A 17846-nucleotide genomic window follows, 5' to 3' on the forward strand; every position below is an offset into this window, starting at 1 on the left:
CTCAATCACCTGACGCTCCCGCACGTCCAACCGCCTACCCGGCATCACTACCTCCAGTCACCACACAAAGATCATGTGCAACAACCGGTTGAGGCCAAGGGCGATGTGGCGACCAACCGGTGCACAAGGTCGGCTTGTCGGACTACGGGGTGAGGTGGGGGGATAGGCGGTCGGCGATCAGGTGGTAGCCGTCGGGGCCGGGGTGGAGGTCGTCGGCGTACAGGGCGAGGGCCTCGGTCCTGGTGAGGATGTCGCGGCCCTCGATGAGGCGTACGCCGGGATCGACCCGGGCGCCGCGCTCGACGCAGTCGCGGATGTCGTCGAGGGTCAGGCCGACCGCATTGGGTTTGCCCTCGAGGTTGGGGGCGAGCAGGGGAGTGATGACGACGATCGGCGTCTTCGGGTGACCCGCACGGACGGTCGAGACGAACGACTCGACCTGGCCGGGCAGCGTGCGGCCGCTGAAGGTCCCGCCGCCGTAGATGTTGACGCCGAGGCACATCGAGATCAGTCGCGCCGGAGTGTCCCGGATCGTGCGGGCCGCGATCGGATCCAGGTGGCACTCCCCGGCGAAGCCAAGGGCCACCAGGTCCCAGCCGTGCCGACGGGCGACCAAGGCCGGCCAAGTCTCCGAGGGGCCGTAGGCGCCGCTGCACTGAGTGATCGAACTGCCGTAGGTGATCCAGCGCGGTCCGCTGGGGGCCACCGGCTCGGCATCGCCGTCGAACGTGAGCCCGCGGAAGCCGATCATCCCGGCCTGGGGCAGCCAGATCTCCACCTCGGCAGGCCGTCCCGGCAGGTCGGCAGTCAGAGTCTGCTCGCCCTCCCGGACCTCGCAGCGCCGATGCAGCTCACCGTCGACCAGGACGTCCACCGGTGCCAGATTCGCGTAGATGCCGAGCGCCGCCCGGATCTCCAGTCGCACCGAGGAGGCCGTCGTACTCCAAGAGGCCCGGACGCCCGCGGGCGTGGCAGCGCGGTCCCAGAGGCGGTGGCCCTCGCGGTCCGGATACCCGGTCCAGTCGGTCAGGTGGAAGTCGTGGCCGCGCGGGTCGAGGCGCCAGAACGTCGTCCAGCCGTCGGAGTCGGCCTCACGATGCTGGTACCCGGTCCAGAGGGCCTCGGTCATGTTCGCGCTCCTCGGATGCCCCGGAGTGACCGGGCGACAGGCTGTGCGGCGGCGGACGTGAGGCGGGCGACGGCGCGCGCACCGAGGCTGGCGTCGACGTGGGCGAGCATGACCGCGGCGGCCGTGGCGGCGTCTCCGGCCGCGATCGCGTCGACCATCGCGAGATGCTCGGCGTGGGTGCGGTCGAGGTCCTCCTCGGTCCGGCCGTCCTCGAGGGCCAGCCTGCGGTACCGGTCCGCTTTGTCCCACAGCCCGTCCAGCGTCTGGACCAGCAACTGGTTGTGCGAGGCCGTGTAGATCGCGATGTGGAACTGCCGGTGCGTCGCCAGCTCGGACGACTCCGGGTCGGTACGCAGCGGCAACAGCTTGTCGGCCGTCTCCCGGATCCGGTCCAGATCCTGCCGGGTACGACGCTCCGCCGCGAGGCCGGCCGCCAACGGATCCAGCGACCGCCGGATCTCGACCAGGTCGCGCGCCTCCTCGGCGGTCAGCCGGGTGACCCGGGCGTCCCGGTGTGCGTCGAGCTCCACCAGGCCCTCGGTCATCAACCGGCGCAGCGCCTCGCGCAGCGGCGTCGTACTGATGCCGAGATCGCGGGCCAGCGCAGCCTGCTGGATGACCGATCCGGGCACCAGGTCGCCGCGCAGGAGTTGGTCGCGGACGAGCTCGTAGGCGACCTCGGCCTTGGTGGCCGTCTTGACCTCGGACACAGGCGAACCTCCGTGGTTATAACAGGGCTGAGGCAGAGAATACCTTGAGATCAAGCCTTGAGACGATCCCTCAGGAGATCTTGACGTAGAAGGTTATAACGACTCACACTCCTTCTCATGGCTGATCACTACCGGCTGGGCGTGCTGCCCGGCGACGGCATCGGACCCGAGATCGTTCCCGCGGCCGTCCAGGTGCTCGACGCGGCGCTGGCCGCCACCGGTGCCGAACCCGTCGAATGGGTTCCGCTCCCGGTCGGTGCGGCGGCGATCGAGACGCACGGCAGCGCGCTGCCCGACGTCACGGTCGAGACGCTCGACAAGCTCGACGGCTGGCTGCTCGGCCCGCACGACAGTGCGGCGTACCCGGCCGAGCACCGGGCCAAGCTGAACCCGAGCGGGTTCCTGCGCAAGCACTTCGACCTGTTCGCGAACATCCGCCCGGCCAAGGCCTTCGAGGGGACGCCCGCGCTGGTGCCCGGCCTCGACCTGGTCGTGGTCCGGGAGAACACCGAGGGTTTCTACGCGGACCGCAGTACCTATCGCGGCACCGGCGAGTTCATGCCGACCGCCGACGTGGCGATCGCGATGGGCATCTTCACCCGCCCGGCGATCGAGCGGATCGCGCGCCAGGCCCTCGAACTGGCGAGCCGCCGGCGCCGGCACCTGACGATCGTGCACAAGGCCAACGTGCTGCGCACCAGCACCGGCTTCTTCCTGGAGATCTGCCGCGAGCTCGCCGCCGGGTACCCCGAGGTCGAGGTGGACGACTTCCACATCGATGCGATGACCGTGCACCTGGTCCGGCACGGCGCCGACTTCGACGTGCTGGTGACCGAGAACATGTTCGGCGACATCCTGTCCGACCTGACCGGCGAACTGGCCGGCTCGCTCGGCATCGCGCCGTCGATCAACGCATCCAACGACCGCGCGATGGCCCAGGCCGCGCACGGCTCGGCGCCCGACATCGCCGGCCGCGGCCTCGCCAACCCGACCGCGATGATCGCGTCCGGCGCGATGCTGCTGGACTGGCTCGGCAGCGAGCACGCCAAGCAGGCGGCGACGCTGGTCGATCGCGGACTCCGTACGGCGGTCGCGAGCGGCGTCCGTACCGCGGATCTCGGCGGCACGGCCGGTACGGCGGAGTTCACCAACGCTGTCGTTGCTGCCATCAACGAGTCGGCATGACCGCCCGGACCCAGTCCCTGCGGGGCGTCGCTCCCGATCACCTGCCGCGGACTCTGCGCATCCTGCTGGAGAACGCACTGCGGCACGGCACCGCGAGCGACGTACTGCGGAACTGGGAACCGGGTGCGGTCGGTGAGCTCGAGGTGTTCCCGTCCAGGGTCTTCCTGCACGACACGAACGGCGTTCCCGTGCTGGCCGATCTGGCCGCGATGCGGGACGCGATGGTGGCTAGCGGCAACGATCCGGCGCTGGTCGATCCGCTGATCCCCGCTGAGTTGGTGGTCGACCATTCGGTGATCGCGGATACGTTCGGCCGGCCGGACGCCCTGTCGTTGAACGTCGCGCTGGAGTACGAGCGGAACGCCGAGCGGTATCGCTTCCTGCGCTGGGGTCAGCGCACGTTCCAGCAGCTGAAGGTGGTCCCGCCCGGCGCCGGGATCATGCACCAGATCAATCTCGAGCACCTGGCCCGCGTGGTCGAGGAGCGCGACGGCTGGGTGTTCCCGGATCTTTGCCTGGGCACGGATTCGCACACCACGATGGTCAACGGGCTCGGCGTACTCGGCTGGGGGATCGGCGGCATCGAGGCCGAGGCCGCGATGCTCGGTCAGTCCGTGTCGATGGTGCTGCCACCGGTTGTCGGCGTCCGGTTGTCCGGCGCGCTGCCGATCGGGACGACCGCGACCGACCTGGTGCTGACGATCACCGAGACGCTGCGTGCGCACGGCGTGGTCGGCAAGCTGGTCGAGTTCGGCGGTCCCGCGCTCGCCGGTCTCCCGGTGCCGGACCGGGCCACGATCGCGAACATGAGCCCGGAGTTCGGCTCGACCGCGGCGTACTTCCCGATCGACGACCGCACGCTGGAGTACCTGCGCTTCACCGGCCGCCCGCCGGAGAAGGTCGCGCTCGTCGAGTCCTACGCCAAGGAGCAAGGCCTCTGGCACGACCCTTCCGTTGAGCTCCGATACGACGAGTACGTCGACATCGACCTCGGCTCCGTGGTCCCGTCGATCGCTGGACCGCGCCGGCCGCAGCAGCGCGTCGCCCTGGTTGACGCCAAGCAGGCAGCGGCCTTGGAACTCCCCGTCGGTCCGCGTACGACGGACGTCCCGGGTCACGGCGCTGTCGTCGTCGCGGCGATCACCTCGTGCACGAACACGTCCAACCCCTCGGTGATGGTCGCCGCCGGGTTGCTGGCCCGGAACGCCGTGGAGCGCGGTCTCACCAGCAAGCCCTGGGTGAAGACGACCCTGTCGCCTGGTTCGCGGGTCGTGATGGAGTACCTCGGCGCGGCCGGACTCACGCCGTACCTGGAGAAGCTGGGGTTCCACCTGGCCGGGTTTGGCTGCATGACTTGCATCGGCGCCTCGGGTGCGCTGATCGACGAGGTCGGCGAGGCGGTTCGCTCGCAGGATCTCACCGTCGCGGCCGTGCTGTCGGGGAACCGCAACTTCGAGGGCCGGATCCAGTCCGACGTCCGATTGAACTACCTCGCTTCGCCGCCGCTCGTGATCGCCTACGCACTCGCGGGCCGGATGGACATCGACCTGCTCACCGAACCACTCGGCACCGACCCGTCGGGACAGCCCGTCTACCTGAAGGACATCTGGCCGACCGGCATCGACGAGGTGATCGGCGCGACCGTGACTCCCGACCTCTTCGACCACGCGTACGACGACCTGTTCGCGGGCGACGAGCGGTGGCAGGGACTGGACGCGCCGGCTGGGGAGACCTTTGCGTGGGGCTCCTCGACTTACCTACAGCAGCCGCCGTACTTCGGTATGGAAGCGAGTCCTGGTGACCTGATCGGTGCCCGTGCACTCGTGCGGTTGGGTGACTCGGTCACGACGGATCACATCTCGCCCGCTGGGGCGATCCCGCCGGACAGCGTTGCCGGTCGATATCTAGGGGTGCCGCGACACCAGCTGAACACCTACGCGTCGCGGCGCGGCAATCACCTGGTGATGATGCGTGGTGCCTTCGGCAACGTCCGGCTCCGCAACCAGCTTGCCGAGGGCGCCGAAGGTCCCGTCACCCGTGGACCCGACGGCGAGCTGACCTCGATCTACGACGCTGCCGAGGCCTACCGTGCGGCCGGCGTACCGATCGTCGTTGTCGCCGGCAAGGAGTACGGCACCGGATCGTCTCGCGACTGGGCGGCGAAGGGTCCGGCGCTCCTAGGCGTCCGGGCGGTGCTGGCGCAGTCGTTCGAACGCATCCATCGGTCGAACCTGGTCGGCCTCGGCATCCTGCCGCTGGAGTTCCTGCCGGGCGAGGGTGACGACCTGACCGGCGACGACCCGATCGACATCCGCCTCGGCGAGGACGGCTTCGCCACCGCGTCCTCCGCGGGCAAGACCTACCGGCTGCGGATCCGTCTCGACACGCCGCGTGAACACGACTACTACCTCCACGGCGGCGTGCTGCCGTACGTGCTGCACCGCCTGAGCGAAGGACAAGCCCAGTGATCGTCTCGATCAACCCTGCCAGCGGCGAGCAACTCGCCACCTTCGACCCGTACGACGCGGACCGTGTCGACCGGATGCTCACCGCCGCGGTGGTTGCCCAGAGCAACTGGCGGTGGGCCGAGGTTCAGCGGCGTACCGAACTGCTGGAGTCCCTGGCCGCGACGCTGCGGGACCGCAAGGCCGAGCTGGCCGCGCTGATCACCAGCGAGATGGGCAAGCCGTTGGCCGAGGCGGCCGCCGAGATCGAGAAGTGTGCGATCAACTGCGAGTACTACGCGACCAACGCCCAGGGGTTCCTGGCCGCGGAGACGATCACCGCGGAAGGCCGGGTCGAGGCCGACCCGCTGGGCGTCGTACTCGCGATGATGCCGTGGAACTACCCGTTCTGGCAGTTCTTCCGGTTCGTCGCTCCGGCACTGGCCGCGGGCAACGGCGCGATCCTCAAGCACGCCAATTCGGTCCCACGCTGTGCGCTGGCGATCGAGTCGGTACTGCGGGATGCCGGAGTACCGGATGGTCTGGTCGGGGTGCTCCTGGTCGAGACCGACCAGGTGGCCGGTCTGATCGCGGACGACCGGATCGCGGCGGTGACGTTCACCGGTTCGACCGAGGTCGGCAGCATGATCGCCGAGCAGGCTGGTCGGGCGCTGAAGAAGCAGGTGCTCGAACTCGGCGGCTCGGATCCGTTCATTGTCCTGGCCGACGCCGATCTGGAGCTTGCCGCGACCACCGCGGTGACCGCGCGCTTCCTGAACACCGGCCAGAGCTGCGTCAACGCGAAGCGGTTCATCGTCGAGGAGTCTGTCGCCGACGAGTTCGTCGCCCGCTTCTCTGCCGCCGTCGGGCGGCTGGTCCTCGGTGATCCGGTCGACGATGGGACCACGATCGGCCCGCTGGCTCGGGCTGGCCTCCGTGACACGTTGCACGACCAGGTACGCCGTACCGTCGACGCCGGAGCGACTCTCGTGCGTGGCGGGGAAGTAGCCGATCGGGCTGGCTTCTACTACCAGCCGACCGTGCTCGACCATGTGCTGCCGGGGATGGCGGCGTTCGACGAGGAGACGTTCGGCCCGGTCGCGGCGATCACGCGGGTGCGCGACGCCGACGAGGCGATCCGGCTGGCCAACCAGACCGAGTTCGGGCTGGGCGCGTCGTTGTGGACCACGCAGGAACGGGCGTCCGAGTTGGTCCGTCGCCTGGATGCGGGCGCGGTGTTCGTGAATGCGATGGTCGCGTCGGATCCGCGGCTGCCGTTCGGCGGGACCAAGCGGTCCGGCTACGGCCGCGAGCTCGGCGCGCACGGGATGCGCGAGTTCATGAACCTCAAGACCGTCTGGTCGGCCGACCCGGCGCCGCGGCTGGTGATCAAGCCGGACGACGTCGAGGTCTTCGACCGTGGCAGCGGCGTACGGACCGTCCCGTACGTCGGCGCCTGGAACAGCGAGTCGAACAAGATCACCACCGGTACGACGGTCTTCGCGGTCGGCACCCGGATCCCGCTGCACTCGCACAACGTCGAGGAGTCCGTGCTGGTGTTCTCCGGTCAGGCGACCGCGGTGATCGGCGACGAGCGGATCGACCTGGAGGCCGGCGACGCGACCTGGGTGCCGGCCGGCGTACCGCACCAGTTCACCAACCGCGGCGACGGCGAACTGACCATCTACTGGGTGTACGGCGGCCGCGCGGTGACCCGGACGATGACCGCGACCGGCGTCACGGTGGCGCATCTCTCAGCGGCCGACCGCGGAGCCGTTGCCGCTTCAGGAAAGTAACGAATAGACTCATGTAACAGGTGATGCAGATTAACCAAGGTTACGCTCACCTTACCCGGAAGGACGTATGGAGATGACCGCGGAAGTTGCGGAGACACCGTCGGAGATCCACCACTCGCACCGCGACGTGACCGGTGGCTGGCTGCGGCCGGCGACGTTCGGCGTGATGGACGGCCTGGTGTCGAACTTCGCCCTGGTCGCCGGTGTGGTCGGCGGCGGGGCGACCGGCAAGGTCGTGATCATGACCGGGCTGGCCGGCCTGGTCGCCGGGGCCTGTTCGATGGCCTCCGGTGAGTTCACCTCGGTCTCGTCGCAGACCGAGCTGATGAAGGCCGAGATCGAGGTGGAACGGCGCGAGCTGCGGATCCACCCGGAGGAAGAAGAGCGCGAGCTCGCGATGATGTACGAGGCGAAGGGTCTGCGCCCGGAGCTCGCCGCCCAGGTGGCGCGCGAGCTGACCGTCAACGCGGATGTGGCGCTCGACGTCCACGTGCGCGAAGAGCTCGGCGTCGACCCCAACGACCTGCCGTCGCCGTGGGTGGCGGCAGGGTCCTCGTTCGCCGCGTTCGCCCTTGGTGCGCTGGTTCCGCTGATCCCGTTCCTCTTCGGCGCCGCATCCGTCCTGCCCGCGCTGGTGCTGAGTGCGATCGGTCTGGTCGTCACCGGCGGGATCGTCGGCAAGATCACCGCCCGCCCGTTCTGGTACGGCGGTGGGCGGCAGCTGCTCCTGGGTGGCTTGTCGGCCGCGGTCACGTTCGCGATCGGACTGGCGGTTGGGACCGGGTTGTCATGAACCTGCTCGTCACGGCCCTGGTGAAGCAGGTGCCGAAGGGTGATCACAGTGGGCGCCTCGACGCCGACGGCCGGCTCGATCGGGCCGGCGCGATCACCGAGATGAACCCCTGGTGCCGCCGGGCCGTCGCTCAGGCGGTCCGGCTGGCCCGGGAGTCCGGCGGGCGCAGTACTGCGGTCACCATGGGTCCGCCCGTGGCGGCCGACGTACTGCGTGAGGCTCTGGCCTGGGGAATCGACGACGCCGTGCATCTGACGGATCCTGCCTTGGCCGGATCGGACTGTCTTGTCACGGCTCGCGCGCTCGCGTCGACTGTTGCGCTGCTCGATGAACCGCCGGACCTGATTCTCGTTGGCGCCAGCTCGGTCGACGGCAGCACCGGAGCGGTCGGTGCGATGCTCGCGGAGATCCTTGGTCTGCCCTTCACTGGCCCGGTCCTGACTCTAGAGCCGGACTCCAGTGGTAAGCAGCTGCGGACCACTGTCCAATACGACACCGGCACTGAGTCCGTCGTAGTAGACCTGCCTGCCGTTGTCGCGGTCGCTGAACGCTCCTGCGATCCCTGCAAGGCGCCGCCCGAGACCTGGTCGCCGACGGCCGTGATCCGCCAGGTCACCACCGCCGACCTCGCCCCAGCCGACTGGGGCCTCACCGGCAGCCCGACCAAGGTCGCCCAGGTCCACCCCGCCCCCCTTACCCGCGACCCCGTCATCTTCCGAGGCAACCCCCAAACCCAAGCCACCCGAGCCATCACAGAACTCCTCTCCCGAGGCTCCTTCACCCCCAAAACCGCCGCCCCGTCCGCTTCCGCAACCGTCCCCGACGCACCCCACCAGGCGGGAGCTGAGGTGGTGGTGTTGGTCGGGCCGGGACCGGAGGCGGGGACTCGGGCGTTGCTGGGCGCGGCGGCGGCTCTTGCAGCTGAGGTCGGTGGAACTGTCACCGCAGTAAGAACAGCCGACAGCACCGACGACCTCGCGCGGTGGGGAGCTGACTCGGTGGTCATGCTCACCGGCGACGAGCCCCGACCTGTCGCCGCAGCACTCGCGAACTGGATCGCGGACCGTGAGCCATGGGCGGTACTCGGCGCCGCGCTCCCGTGGGACCGCGAAGTGCTCGCCCGACTCGCGGTCGCCTCCGAGGCCGGGCTGATGTCGGACCTGATCAGCCTGAGCGTCACCAGTGGTACGACGCCACGCCTGGCCGGACTGAAGCCGTCAGGCGGCGGCACCCTCGCCGAGATCATCAGCCACGGCTCACCCCAGATCGCCACCCTCCGGACCGGCCTGCTCCCACTGCGCACCCCGCGAGCCGACCGCACACTCAAGGAACACACGCTCCCCGTAGCCGAGGACCCCGCGCTGCGCCGAGCAGAACGCCGTACCGGCAACGAAGGTGACGCGCTGGACCGGGCCGAGGTCGTCATCAGCGTCGGCCGAGGCGTCTCACCCGACACGTACGCCGAACTGGAGCCGATGCGCGTCCTCCTAGGAGCCGAGCTCGCCGCCACCCGGAAGGTCACCGACCAAGGCTGGATGGCGCACGGCCGGCAGATCGGCATCACCGGACGCAGCGTCGCACCACGGATGTACGTCGCGGTCGGACTGTCCGGAAACCTGAACCACCTGGCCGGCGCAAGCCGGGCCGGGACAGTAGTGGCCATCAACACCGATCCGGCGGCGGAGGTCTTCGCGCACTGCGACGTCGGTCTGGTCGCGGACTGGCGGGAGGTGATGCCGTTTCTCGTCGAGGGGATCCGGAGTCGTGTCAGCGGATAACCTGTCCGGCATGGCAACCCGTCGTACCAAGCCCAAGAGTCCCGCAGCGGAGAGCTGGCTGCTGCTCATCTACAAGGTGCCGAGCGAGTCCTCGCGGGCGCGGGTGGCGGTGTGGCGGGAGCTGAAGCGGCTGGGCGGGTTCTATGTGCAGCAGGCGGTGTGCGTGCTGCCGGACCGCGACGAGCTGCGTGCCGGCATGGAGAAGGTGCGGGAGAAGGTGACCGAGCTGGGTGGCTCGAGCGTCTTCCTCACCCTGACCGATGTCGACGACGACGCCCGCGAGCAGTTCGTGGACGGCTTCCGCGGCCAGTCCGCGAAGGAGTACGCCGAGATCGTCGAGGAGTGCGAGACCAAGTTCGTCAAGGAGATCGAGTTCGAGCGGTTCCGGGAGAACTACACCTTCGAGGAGGCCGAGGAGATCCGGCAGGACCTGGAGAAGCTCCGCCGCTGGCTGACCAAGGTGGAGGGCCGGGACTGGATGGATGCCGAGGGCAAGGACCTGGCCCGGGCCAAGGTGGCCGACTGTGAACGTCTGCTGGAGGAGTTCGAGGCGGACGTCTACGAACGCACCGAGGGCACGGTCTAGGCGCTCTCGGTCCGGTTGGTGCGCTTGCGGGCGCGCCGTTGGGCCGGCAGGTTCAGGGCCACCTCGTCGGCACGGGAGAAGCCCATCAGCTCCTCACGCAACTGGTTCATCCGGTCGGTCGTCTCCAGCGAACGGTTCTGGTCCCGTGCCGCCACGGCGATCACCAGTGCCTCGAGCAGGATCAGCACGGTCGCCTGGCTGGTGAACGTCCCCGGACGGCTCATCGGCGCCGACAGCACAGCGTCGACCTGCTCGCGCAATGCCTCACCGAGAGTGTCGGTGATGAGGATCGCGCGGGCACCGACCTCGGCGCACAGGTCGAGGATGACGCGGGTCTCCACGATGATCCGGTTGTGCGCGATCACGATCACCACGTCCTCCGGGCCGAGCATCAGCAACCGGTCGGCCAACCGGTAGCCGGTGTCGGTCGCGGTCCGTGCGCGGCGGCCGATGCGGGTCAGGTGCGTCGCGGTGTACGCCGAGATCCCGTCCAGGCCGGCGAAGCCGCAGATCACCGTCTCGCGGGCCCGGTCGATCAGCTCGACGGCGTGCTCGAACGCCTGCGGGTCGATCGAACGTTCGGCTTGCTGGAGCCGCTCGACGTGGTCGCGCAGGGTCGCGGTGAGGATCCCTTCGGCGCCGTCGTCGAACGACTCGAGGCTGTTGCTGAGCCGGTTGGCGGGCGTCAGCAGGGCCTGCAGTTCGCCCTGTAGCGATCGCTTCAGGCCCGGTAGGCCGTCGAAACCCAGCGCCTTGGCGGTCCGGACGACGCTGGCGTCGCTGGTGCCGGTGGCTCGCCCGAGCTCCTCGGCCGAGGAGAACGCGGCCTCCTGGGGATGGGCCGACAGGTACTCGGCGATCCTGCGCTCGGTCGCCGTCAGTGCGTTGATTCGGCTCGCCACCCGCTCCGGCAGGGTGGGTGCCTTGGTCTTGGCCACGGTGGTCCTCCGGCTCCCAGTTGTGCCTGTCAGTACGCAGATCATGTCACCCGGATCGGTTTGTCACCGCCAGGTAAACGATGACGCGACCCGTTGACAGCGATTGTAGCAATCACTACCGTCAGACGAATATTCGTAGTGAACACAACGAACAAACGGTTCGAGTCAAGTTCCGTCCACTCCCTGGAGCGACTTCCGTGTCACAGCTTCCGACGATCGACATCTCCGGCGCCGACGCCCGCGACCGCGGCCGGCAGTACGGCGAGGGCGCGCGTTCGCTGATCGAGCGCTCGCTGGCGTTCTACGCCGAGTCCGTCCCCCGCGCCACCGGGCTGCCCTGGGCCGAGGTGCTGGAGCGGGCGCCGCGCTGGGTCCCGGTGATCGAACCGATCGCGCCCGACCTGCTGGACGAGGTCCGTGGCATCGCCGAGGGGTCCGGACGCACCTTCGCGGAGATCCTCGCGCTGAACAGCCGCGGCGAACTGACCCGGGGCAACCCGTTCGAGGACAGCGCCGCGACGGAAGAGCGTGACGATGGCTGTACGTCGTTCGCGATCCTCCAGCAGGCCAACCCGCTCGGACACGTCTGGGCCGGACAGAACTGGGACCTGTGGGCCGGAGTAGCGGACACCGTCGTGCTGCTGCGGGTCTCGCAACCGGGCAAGCCGACCGTGATCGGTCACGTCGAAGCCGGCCAGCTGGCCCGGCACGGTGCGAACTCGGCCGGCCTCGCACTGAACGCCAACGGTCTCGGCGCCGGCTTCGGCTCGGGCCTCAACGTCCCCGGCACGTTCGTACGCCGGATGGTGCTGGAGAGCTGGGACATGTACGACGCACTGCAGGTGGTCTTCAACGCCAAGCAGAGTCTGTCCAGCAACCTGCTCCTCACCCACCGCGACGGGTTCGCCATCGACGTGGAGACGACACCCGGCCGAAACGGATGGATGTATCCGACCGACGGGTTGCTGGTGCACGGCAACCACTTCCAGGCCTTCGTCCCGCCCCAGATCAATGAGACCTACAAACCGTTCTCGGTGGATTCGCTCTACCGGGTGCCGCGCGTCGAGGAGGGCCTGCGTCAGGTCCGCACCGACGGCACCACCGAGAAGGCTGTCGAGACCATCGTGCAAACGACGATGAGCGACCACTTCAGTCACCCCAACGCCGTCTGCCAGCACGTCGATCCGCGCCGGCACGAGCTCGACCGTTACGCCACGATCGTGTCCAGCCTGGTCGATCTGACCACTGGCGCCTACCGGCTGACCCCCGGCCTGCCCTGCAGCAACAGCTACCAGCAGGCTCCCTGGAACCTCTACGACGGACCCGGTCTCTCCGACCGGCCGGACGTCGACGACCCGGCGCTGTCCCTCGCCGTGGCCGGATGAAACCCACCCCTGCAAGGCATTGTCGACATCAGGAGCGAATGCCATGGTCCACCGATCCTCGAGCTTGCGGCGCATCCTCGCCGCCGCCACTCTGACCGCTGCTGCTGCCGCGGTCGCCCTGTCCGGCTGCGGCGCCGCGGCCTCACCCTCCACCGGCGCGGCGCCGAACGCCGACCGCGCCGCGGCTGCCGAAGGCGTCAGCCCGGATGTCAACCTGGAGCAGTGCGGGAAAGCGACCCGTACCGTCAAGCACGACCTCGGCACCACCACGATCACGGGCAACCCGGTCAGGGTGGTGGCGCTGGAGTACTCCTTCGTCGACGCCTTGGTCGCAGTTGGTATGTCGCCCGTCGGTGTCGCCGACGACGACCAGCCGAAGCGGATCATTCCCGCCCTGCGTGACAAGGTCGGCGAGTACAAGTCGGTCGGCCTCCGGGCGACACCGAACATCCAGGTGATCACCGCGCTGAAGCCGGATCTGATCGTCGCCGACAGCGGTCGGCACAAGGCGATCTACGCCCAGCTGTCCAAGATCGCGCCGACCATCGCCTACGCCAGCCTGAACGGCAACTACCAGCAGGTGCTGGACAGCGAGATGTCGACCGCCATCGCGCTGAACAAGTGTGACGAGATGAAGACCCGGCTCGCCGAGCACGCCAAGTTGATGACCGACCTGAAGGCCAAGGCGCCCGAGGGCGAGAGCCGCAAGGCGCTGTTCGTCCGCGCCTCGGAGAAGGGCTTCACCGGGTTCCCGCCGAAGGGCTACACGCCGGGCGTTCTGTCGGTGATCGGGATCAACTCGTCGCTGCCGGACGACTCCGGTGACGCCTCGGTCTCGCTGACCCTCGAGACGCTGGTCGCGAACAAGCCGGACGTCATGTTCATCGCCGCCAACGACGGACCGACGCTGCGGGACCAGTGGACCAAGAGCCCGCTGTGGAAGGAGATCCCCGCGGTGAAGAACAACGCGACCTTCGACGTCGACCCGAACGAGTGGTCCCGGTCGCGCGGTCTGATCGCCTCTGAAGTGGTCGCTCAGGAAGCCGTCAAACTCCTCTACGGGAAGTGACATGTCCTTGTCCGTGGGCACTGCGCCCAAACCTTCCGAGGACGCCGTCCACAAGCGTCCGAAGATCGTCACCAACAAGCAGCGAGTCACCTGGGTGACCCTGGTGCTGCTGGTGGTGGTCGCGGCCGGCGTCGCGTGGGGACTGTCGATCGGCAGTCAGCACATCTCGCTGGCGCGGCTGCCGGGGGCGCTCATCAAGGCCGACCAGCCCGATGAGCTGATCCTCCAGTCGATCCGGCTGCCGCGGGTGGTGCTGGCGCTCTGCGTCGGCGCCGCCCTGGCGGTGGCGGGCGCGTTGATGCAGGCCGTCGCGGCGAACCCGCTCGCGGCGCCGGAGATCATGGGCGTCAACGCCGGTGCGGTCTTCGTCGTCGTCCTGGCGATCACCGTGGTGCCGTCGCTGAGTGGTGCGCCGACGATCCTGCTGGCGTTCGGCGGTGCGGGCGTGGCCGGTGTGTCGGTGATGTTGCTGGCCGGTTCGGGCAGTGGCCGGGTCAGTCCGGTCCGGCTCGCGCTGGCCGGTGTCACGGCCAGCAGCCTGTTGATCTCGCTGACGCAGGTGCTGATCATCTTCGACGAGAACTCGACCGACAGCGTGCTGTTCTGGCTGGTCGGCGGCGTCAACTTCGGTACCTGGCAGGACGTTCGCAACCTGCTGCCGTGGTTGGTGCTGGGCTTGATCGGTGCGTTCGCGATGGCACGGCCGCTGAACCTGCTGGCGCTGGGCGATGACATGGCGCGTGGTCTCGGCCAGAACGTCGAGCGGACCCGGATGCTCGGGTCGGCGCTGGTGATCGTGTTGTGTGGCGCGGCGGTGTCGGTGGCCGGCCCGGTGGCCTTCATCGGACTGATCGTGCCGCACATCATGCGCCGGATCGTGGGTTCCAGCTACACCGTTCTGCTGCCGCTGTGTGCGGTCGGCGGCGGCGTGCTGGTCCTGTACGCCGACATCCTGTCCCGCTACGTCAAGCCGCCGTTCGAAGTACCGGCGGGTGTGGTGACCGCCCTGATCGGCGCACCGATCTTCGTGTACCTGGCCCGTCGGCAGAAGGTGACGACCTCATGAGCAGCACGGCGATTCTGGCGCAGCACGTACGCCGTACCTCGCTGGCCAAGCGGCATCCGGCTGTCCTGATGGGGTCGCTCGGTGTGCTGGCGATCGTGCTGAGCTTCTACAGCCTCAGCGTCGGTGCCACCGACGTCTCCATGGGTGACGTCTTCAACGCGGTCATCGGTAACACGAGTGACCAGGCAGCGCAGATCGTGGTGCAGTTCCAGCTGCCGCGAGTGTTGCTGGCGTGGCTGGTCGGCATCGCGCTGGCCGTGTCCGGCGGCGTCATGCAAGGCGTCATCCGCAACCCGCTCGCCGCACCCGATGTCGTCGGTGTCACCAAGGGAGCCGGCTTCGCGGGCATGCTGTTGCTGCTGGCGATTCCCGGTCTCCCGGTGTTCGCAGTCGTCCCGGCCGCCTTCGTGGGTGGCCTGGTCGCAGCGGCGTTGGTGTACCTGCTGGCGTATCGCCGCGGGGCGACGCCGGTGCGGATCGCGCTGGTCGGTATCGCGGTCAGCGCCGCTTTCGAGGCCGGTATCCGGTTCCTGCTGGTGCGGAACCCACTGGATGTGAGTGCCGCGTTGATCTGGCTGACCGGCAGCTTGTTCGGACGGTCGATGAGCTCGGTGCTGCAGATCCTCCCGTGGGTGCTGGTACTGGTGCCGCTGATCGTGATCTGGGCGCGCAAGCTCGACGTCCTCGGCCTCGGCGACGATCTGGCCGCCGGACTCGGCGAACCGGTCGAGAAGACGCGCCGGGTCTTGCTGCTGTTCGCGGTCGCGCTGGCCTCGGCCGCGGTGGCGGTGTCCGGCACGATCGGCTTCGTCGGACTGATTGCTCCGCACATGGCTCGCCGCGTGTTCGGCGGCCGGCACCTGGCGTCGATCCCGTCCGCCGCGTTGTTCGGCGTACTGCTGATGCTGGTCGCGGACATGATCGGCCGCGGCCTCGCACCGCCCCTCGAGATCCCGGCCGGCCTGGTGACAGCGGTCGTCGGTGGCCCGTACTTCCTCTACCTGCTCGTGAAGACCGGAAAGTAGGAACCGCCATGCGTCTGCAGGCACAAGGCGTCCAGCTCGCCTATGACCAGAAGGTCATCGCCCAGGACCTGACCCTGACCATCCCGGACGGGAAGGTCAGCGTGCTGATCGGTCCCAACGGCTCCGGCAAGAGCACCGCGCTGCGGGCCCTGGCCCGGTTGCTGCCACCGGCCAAGGGGAGTGTGATCCTGGACGGGAAGTCGATCCAGGACACACCGACGAAGGAGGTGGCCCGGCTGCTCGCGATCCTGCCGCAGGTGCTGGTCACGCCCGAGTCGATCTCGGTCGAGGACCTGGTCTGGTTCGGCCGCCACCCGCACCGCACGTCACTCAAGGTGCCCAGTCAGGCCGACAAGGAGACCGTCGAGTGGGCGATGGAGGTGACCAGTACGGCGGAACTGCGGCACCAGCACGTGGACCAGTTGTCCGGTGGTCAGCGCCAGCGCGTCTGGATCGCGCTCTGCCTCGCGCAGGGCACGGACCTGATCCTGCTCGACGAGCCCACGACGTACCTGGATGTTGCCTACCAGCTCGAGGTGCTGGACCTGTTGCACCAGCTCAATCAGGAGCAGGGTAAGACGGTGGCGATGGTGCTGCACGACTTCAACATGGCGGCGGAGTACGCCGACCACGTGTTCGTGATGAAGTCCGGGAGCCTCGTCACCCAGGGCACGCCGGAGGACGTGTTCACCTGCGACACCATCCGGGACGTGTTCGGGGTGGAGTCGAAGGTGGTCCCGCACCCGGTCAGTGGCAAGCCGATGTGTATCCCGCTGCGAGCCGGCCTCCGGGCCCAGCTCTCAGTGGCAACCGGATAAGGAGTACTGCATGACGTTGAGCCCCGCGGAAGCGGCCGAGCGGTCGGAACGGGTCGCACCGAAGCTGCGTGAGCACCTGCCGCTCACGCCGTTCGTCCGCTACGGCGCGTTCAGTGACGAGCTCGGCGCCGAGGTGCTGGTGAAGTCCGAGCACCTGCAGCGCACCGGCTCGTTCAAGGCACGCGGTTCGATGGCGAAGATCCTGACGCTCACCGACGAGCAGCGCCAGGCCGGTGTGGTGACCGCCTCGACCGGGAACCACGGACTCGGTGTCGGCAACGCGCTCGCGACCCTCGGCGGGCACGGCATCGTCTACCTGCCGGAGAACGCGTCGCCGAGCAAAGTTGCCGCGCTACGCCGGCTCGGCCTGGAACTACGGGCCGAGGGCAACGATTCGGGCGTGCTCGAACCGAAGGCCCGGGCGTACGCGGACGAGCACGGCCTGACCTACGTGCCGCCGTACAACGACCCGGACATCATCGCCGGGCAGGGCACGGTCGCGGTGGAGATCCTCGAGCAACTCGGCGGTGAACCGCTCGACGCGGTGGTGGTCGCGGTCGGTGGCGGCGGACTGATCAGCGGCGTCGCGTCGGTGCTCAAGAAGCACCTGCCCGGCATCCGCGTGTACGGCGCTTCGCCGGTCCGCGACGACGCGATGGCGGCGTCGGTCCGAGCCGGCGAGATCATCCAGGTTGACGCCCAGGACACGCTATCCGACGGTACGGCGGGCAGCGTCGAGCCGGGCAGCATCACGTTCGAGCTGTGCCGCGAACTGGTCGACGACTGGGTGCTGGTCAGTGAGGACGCGATCAGCGCGGCGCTGCGGATGGTGATCGACACCGAGCACCAGCTGATCGAAGGCTCCGCCGCGATGGCCTTCGCCGCCACCCGGGCCCGGCGTACCGAACTCGAGGGCAAGCGCGTCGCCGTGGTGTCCTGCGGCGGCAACATCTCCGCGTCCACGCTGGTGGCCGCGCTGGCCTGACCCTCCCCGCCGATGCACCCGAGGTGACTCCCTGATCACCTCGGGTGCTTCGGCATGCCCGCGGCCGGGTGCAGCCCGACGGACGAGACGTTCCGTTGACACTCCCGGATCTGTGTAACTATCGTTTCGTGCAACAGAT

General features: G+C 68.7%; 15 protein-coding genes. 12 read left to right on the forward strand and 3 right to left on the reverse strand.

Annotated features, from left to right (window positions below):
- Positions 1-142: 142 nt before the first annotated feature.
- Together E0H73_RS32150 and E0H73_RS32155 are read right to left on the reverse strand one after the other, a co-directional pair.
- Positions 143-1129: a GDSL-type esterase/lipase family protein gene (locus E0H73_RS32150; RefSeq protein ID WP_131362694.1), complete on the reverse strand. Its 987-nt coding sequence runs from the start codon at positions 1127-1129 to the stop codon at positions 143-145.
- Entirely contained in the window at positions 1126-1839 is a 714-nt protein-coding gene (locus E0H73_RS32155; protein WP_131362696.1) for a GntR family transcriptional regulator, read from the reverse strand. Before E0H73_RS32155 ends, E0H73_RS32150 begins: the two co-directional genes overlap by 4 nt.
- A gap of 117 nt (positions 1840-1956) precedes the next feature.
- Here E0H73_RS32155 and E0H73_RS32160 point away from each other — a divergent pair, with 117 nt between their 5' ends.
- The 6 genes from E0H73_RS32160 (at position 1957) to E0H73_RS32185 (ending at position 10421) form a co-directional block, all read left to right on the forward strand.
- Entirely contained in the window at positions 1957-3024 is a 1068-nt protein-coding gene (locus tag E0H73_RS32160) for an isocitrate/isopropylmalate dehydrogenase family protein (RefSeq protein WP_131362698.1), read from the forward strand.
- Positions 3021-5492, forward strand: a complete 2472-nt coding sequence (acnA, locus tag E0H73_RS32165; protein WP_131362700.1) for an aconitate hydratase AcnA — start codon at positions 3021-3023, stop codon at positions 5490-5492. Before E0H73_RS32160 ends, acnA begins: the two co-directional genes overlap by 4 nt.
- Positions 5489-7264, forward strand: coding sequence for an aldehyde dehydrogenase family protein (locus E0H73_RS32170; protein WP_165555905.1), 1776 nt, complete (start codon positions 5489-5491; stop codon positions 7262-7264). The genes acnA and E0H73_RS32170 overlap by 4 nt, the downstream gene beginning before the upstream one ends.
- 73 nt (positions 7265-7337) lie before the next feature.
- Positions 7338-8057: a VIT1/CCC1 transporter family protein gene (locus E0H73_RS32175; protein ID WP_131362702.1), complete on the forward strand. Its 720-nt coding sequence runs from the start codon at positions 7338-7340 to the stop codon at positions 8055-8057.
- Positions 8054-9835 (forward strand): FAD-binding protein, encoded by a 1782-nt coding sequence (locus E0H73_RS48075; RefSeq protein WP_131362704.1) that lies wholly within the window; start codon positions 8054-8056, stop codon positions 9833-9835. Before E0H73_RS32175 ends, E0H73_RS48075 begins: the two co-directional genes overlap by 4 nt.
- Positions 9836-9845: 10 nt before the next feature.
- Positions 9846-10421 (forward strand): Chromate resistance protein ChrB, encoded by a 576-nt coding sequence (locus E0H73_RS32185; protein ID WP_131362706.1) that lies wholly within the window; start codon positions 9846-9848, stop codon positions 10419-10421.
- Here E0H73_RS32185 and E0H73_RS32190 read toward each other — a convergent pair.
- Positions 10418-11359: a MurR/RpiR family transcriptional regulator gene (locus E0H73_RS32190; RefSeq protein WP_165555906.1), complete on the reverse strand. Its 942-nt coding sequence runs from the start codon at positions 11357-11359 to the stop codon at positions 10418-10420. The genes E0H73_RS32185 and E0H73_RS32190 overlap by 4 nt on opposite strands.
- 197 nt (positions 11360-11556) lie before the next feature.
- Here E0H73_RS32190 and E0H73_RS32195 point away from each other — a divergent pair, with 197 nt between their 5' ends.
- Genes E0H73_RS32195 through E0H73_RS32220 form a run of 6 tightly spaced genes read left to right on the forward strand, consistent with a single transcriptional unit; the run spans position 11557 to position 17707 of the window.
- A complete protein-coding gene (locus tag E0H73_RS32195; protein WP_202867663.1) occupies positions 11557-12744 on the forward strand; it encodes a C45 family autoproteolytic acyltransferase/hydrolase in 1188 nt (395 codons plus the stop codon).
- A 43-nt stretch (positions 12745-12787) separates the two neighbouring features.
- A complete protein-coding gene (locus tag E0H73_RS32200; RefSeq protein WP_131362712.1) occupies positions 12788-13813 on the forward strand; it encodes an ABC transporter substrate-binding protein in 1026 nt (341 codons plus the stop codon).
- 1 nt (position 13814) lies between these two features.
- Entirely contained in the window at positions 13815-14879 is a 1065-nt protein-coding gene (locus E0H73_RS32205) for a FecCD family ABC transporter permease (protein ID WP_131362714.1), read from the forward strand.
- Complete coding sequence (locus E0H73_RS32210; RefSeq protein WP_131362715.1) at positions 14876-15904, forward strand: FecCD family ABC transporter permease; 1029 nt, start codon at positions 14876-14878, stop codon at positions 15902-15904. Before E0H73_RS32205 ends, E0H73_RS32210 begins: the two co-directional genes overlap by 4 nt.
- An 8-nt stretch (positions 15905-15912) precedes the next feature.
- Positions 15913-16722, forward strand: a complete 810-nt coding sequence (locus tag E0H73_RS32215; protein WP_131362717.1) for an ABC transporter ATP-binding protein — start codon at positions 15913-15915, stop codon at positions 16720-16722.
- A gap of 10 nt (positions 16723-16732) precedes the next feature.
- The gene (locus tag E0H73_RS32220) at positions 16733-17707 is read left to right on the forward strand and encodes a threonine/serine dehydratase (RefSeq protein ID WP_131362719.1); all 975 of its coding nucleotides are present in this window, start codon (positions 16733-16735) and stop codon (positions 17705-17707) included.
- Positions 17708-17846: the final 139 nt, after the last annotated feature.

Origin of the sequence: Kribbella pittospori (assembly GCF_004331465.1) — a bacterium.
GTDB lineage: Bacteria > Actinomycetota > Actinomycetes > Propionibacteriales > Kribbellaceae > Kribbella > Kribbella pittospori.